This is a genomic window from Plebeiibacterium sediminum (assembly GCF_026013605.1).
Lineage (GTDB): Bacteria > Bacteroidota > Bacteroidia > Bacteroidales > Marinilabiliaceae > Saccharicrinis > Saccharicrinis sediminus.
Map to the genome: position 1 here is coordinate 45,693 of NZ_JAPDPJ010000048.1, position 4,293 is coordinate 49,985.

Below are 4,293 nucleotides of genomic sequence, written 5' to 3' on the forward strand. Positions count from 1 at the left end.
ACTATATATAGTTTAAGTCCCCTTTAGGTATTACTACAATTATCATTTTCAAATAATTACATTTGGCCAAAATAATACCTGGGACTGTATACGTCCAAATCAAAATAATGTTCGAAAAAACAATGGGTATTTCCATCATTTTTATCCAACCATCTAATCTTAAATCAAATAAAATAGTCTTTAGTAAACAATACTCAGTCTTCAGTCAACAGTCTTCAGTTATACAGAATACTGCGAACTGCGAACTGTCTACTATGTACTGTAGACTGAGTACTACTTAAACTTATTTTATATACACCGGTAAACATTTCCCGGCAAACTTTTCACTAAACCATCAAATTCCAATTGAAGCATTAGCGATGATATTTTATTAACCGGCATACCGGTTTTTAAACTCAATAAATTCAATGTTGCTTCCTTTTCTTGTCGCAACAAATTATAAACAATTCCGGAGTCCCCATCCGGCTGTATAAACATGGACAATTGGGTTGCTGCTGGCGATTTATCTTTTCGCTCCCAACCCAAAGCATACTCCAAATCATCAATGCCTTCTACCATAGCTGCAACATTGGTTTTTATCAACTTGTTACAACCTTTAGCAAATTCATCATCTATTCTTCCCGGAAAAGCCAATACATCACGATTATAGGATTGTGCTATATGTGCTGTAATCAAAGATCCCCCCTTTACTGCAGATTCAACTACCAATGTAGCATCTGAAAGACCTGCTATAATCCTGTTCCTTTTTACAAAATTTTGCCTGTCGGGGTTTGTACCACTATTAAATTCTGTAACCAAAGCACCTTTACTCAACAGTTTTACTGCCGTATCATGATGCAATCTGGGATACACACGATCCAGTCCGTGAGCTAAAACAGCAATTGTAGCCAATCCAAACTCCAACGCAGCTCTGTGAGCACAAATATCTACACCATACGCCAGTCCGCTAACAATGGTTGTATTGGGATAATAATCGGCTATTTCTTTAATTAAATTCCTGCAATTATCCTTTCCATTTTCGGTAACATTTCTAGTACCTACAACAGCCAGCATTTTATTTGTATCAAGCGAATGATTACCCTTATGATAAATCAATACCGGTGCATCTTCACATTGATTTAAACGCACAGGAAAAGCATCATCCAAAAAGAAACTTGCTTTAAGACTATTTTTCTCAATAAATTCAATTTCCTGCTCTGCCCTGTCAATGGTATTTGAGTTTGAAATAATGGATGCTTGTTTTTGTCCAATACCGGGAATTTTCATCAATACCCGCTCTTTTTCATGAAACACAGCTTCCACACTTCCAAGGTAAGCCACCAGATTTCGGATCAAAACAGGACCTAGTCCTTTGACCAGACTTAACGCAATTTTATATTTAAGATCGGTTTGGTTCACAAATAAACATATTTATTATAGTTAAATATATATGTTTTATCAATATTTACCCATTTATCCGAAATTCAAATACAAACATTGCTTGTTTTTTATAAACATGGATTCCACAAAACGGAATGCAGCATTAAATTACAACCCATGTAACCGGCATTTTACCAGTAAATATAAGTTACAAAATTCCCTTTTTTAAACAAAGAAAACATTGATGTATGCACTTATAAATAATAGCTTTTTGTACACAAAAAATTAGCAACACCTGCATAAATTGCATATGCTTCAATTATTTATGGTTGAAAACAAATACTTACAAGCTTATTTAGTGTAATTTATTTGAAATGATATTAAAGAATTCTTCTCTTGTTGCCTGATTCTTTAAAAATGCTCCTGTAAAATCAGAAGTTGTGGTAACTGAGTGTTGTTTTTGAACCCCTCTCATTTGCATACACATATGCTGAGCCTCAATAACCACAGCAACCCCAAGTGGATTTAAAGTATTTTGAATGGCTTCTTTTATTTGAGTTGTTAATCGCTCCTGTACTTGTAGTCTTCTTGCAAAAGCCTCTACTACACGCGCAATTTTACTCAACCCGGTAATATGATGTTTGGGAATATAAGCGATATGCGCTTTACCAAAAAATGGCAACATATGGTGCTCACACATCGAGTATAATTCAATATCCTTAACAACAACCATTTGCTGGTAATCTTCACGAAACATTGCTGATTTGATAATTTCCTCAGGATCCATCTGATATCCCTGAGTTAAGAACTGCATTGCTTTTGCAACCCTCAATGGTGTTTTCTCCAATCCTTCACGTTCCACATCCTCGCCTAGTAAAGTTATTACCTTGCTAAAATGCTCCGATAACTGATTGGTTTTATCATCATCATACTTTTCTATTTTGCTGTATCCGCTATTATCACCATTTAAAGTAAATTCCATTTTACTGTCAATTTGTTAAAATTCTCTCCTCGACAAAATTCATAAAAAAAAGTCAGCTAAACACTGACTTTTTAAAATTTTATTTGAAATTACTTCATTTTTATAAATACAAAATAGTATTTATTACCCCAAAAGAAGTATTCAGATCATTTACACATCAATTACACCTGCTACGGACCAGCAACGTACCATGGTCGTAACCACTGCGGATATAGTTCACTACTTCCTCACTATTGGCTCACTATTCCCTCACATATCCCTCACTGTTAAGTGAAATACATGTGAACTATTTGTGTTGAATACGAATGGTTTATTTAAATAATATCCACAGCTGGTATACAGCTGGTACGTTTCAGGTACGTACCTAACATATAGCAAGTTGAGTTAAAACGTAACCTATTCACCTACATAGTAAATATTAGACTACAAATAGAATATTAGGCATATTTATTGCATTAGTCTATTATATTAACCAAAATTTCCTTATTATGGCACGATTAAACAATGGTATTTTAGGCGGCGGCAGTGGTAAAGTAGGCACTGTTGTAATGTACACAAGATATGGTCGCGAATTTGTTCGCAGTTTACCTACACCTACAAAAGATAAGAAAACTCCTGGCCAATTAGCTCAAAGACAAAAGATGGCATTAATCCATCAATTTTTACGACCAGAAAAAGAGTTGATTCAAAAAACTTTTGCCAACGACAGCTCCACACGCAGTCCTTATCAATCGGCACAATCGTACAACTTAAAACACGCTATAGCCGGGGAATATCCCGACCAATATATTGATTTGCAAAAAGGTTTAATTTCAAAAGGAAACATTCCTTTACCGGCAGAAATTACGTACGTGGCAAATAAAGATGGCATTCGCATTAACTGGAATACTGGTATTAAAGAACCTAATGCTGAAGATTATGACACCTTAATGATAGTGTGGAAATACAAACAAAGTGACTTTATTGATTATACTACCGTAGGTGCCAGGAGGTATAACGGAACTTTTCTTTGGACAGAGATTACAGGAGAGGAATTAAAAGATTATACGATATGGCTTATATTCAGAAACAGAGAAGAGACAGACTACAGCAATAGTTATTGTCTGCATATTGCCGACAAATAAAAAAAATACATCACACCTTTGGTGCTATATTGGTATTACAACATATACACCCAGCCTTAATAGGCTGGGCTATTGATGACACGCCGGTGGCGCTTCTTTTACAATAACAAATATAGAATTATCAATGCCTCTCTAATTGGAATAGATAGATCAATTGATTATTTACATGCTAATGAAGAAACCTATTATATCAACAGCTATTGCCTGCATGTTGCAGAATTATAAAAAATATATGCAATAAAAGGGAAAAGAAAAGGAGATAGAGAGAAATTTCATTCCTTTGGTTTATACCAGATATTAATGGTAAAAAATAGAATTGAAAAACACGTCACACCTTTGGTGCTTTATTGATATGCCATATATTTACCCAGCCATATCAGGCCGGGCTATTGATAACTCGCCGTTGGCGCTTCCTTTTTACGACAATACAAATTTGAAATTATCAATATCTCTTTAATTGAAATAGATAGATAATGTTTTTCTATACATTCTATTGAAGAAAAAAACGACTATAGTATTAGCTATGGTTTGCATGTTGCAGATTATGAAAAACATAAGCAATAGAAGAGAAAAGAAAAGGAGATAGAGAGAAGTTTCATTCCTTTGGATTATACCATATATATAATGGTAAAAAATAGAATTAAATAACACGTCACACCTTTGGTGCTATATTGATATTTCACATACTTACCCAGTCTTATCTGACTGGGCTATTGATAACACGCCGTTGGCGCTTCCTTTTACGCCACACAAGTTTGAAATTATCAATGCCTATCTAATTGGAATAATTTGAAATAATAGATAGTCAACGAGATATCTGGTTTTCAT

At 34.4% G+C, this 4,293-nt stretch carries 3 protein-coding genes; 1 reads left to right on the forward strand and 2 read right to left on the reverse strand.

What is annotated here, in order from left to right:
* Positions 1-288 precede the first annotated feature (288 nt).
* On the reverse strand, positions 289-1,398 hold the full coding sequence (gene dprA, locus OM075_RS17505; protein ID WP_301191832.1) for a DNA-processing protein DprA: 1,110 nt from the start codon (positions 1,396-1,398) through the stop codon (positions 289-291).
* 316 nt (positions 1,399-1,714) lie between these two features.
* A complete protein-coding gene (folE, locus tag OM075_RS17510; protein ID WP_301191833.1) occupies positions 1,715-2,341 on the reverse strand; it encodes a GTP cyclohydrolase I FolE in 627 nt (208 codons plus the stop codon).
* Positions 2,342-2,829: 488 nt separating this feature from the next.
* Here folE and OM075_RS17515 point away from each other — a divergent pair, with 488 nt between their 5' ends.
* Complete coding sequence (locus OM075_RS17515) at positions 2,830-3,465, forward strand: DUF6266 family protein (protein WP_301191834.1); 636 nt, start codon at positions 2,830-2,832, stop codon at positions 3,463-3,465.
* Positions 3,466-4,293 lie beyond the last annotated feature (828 nt).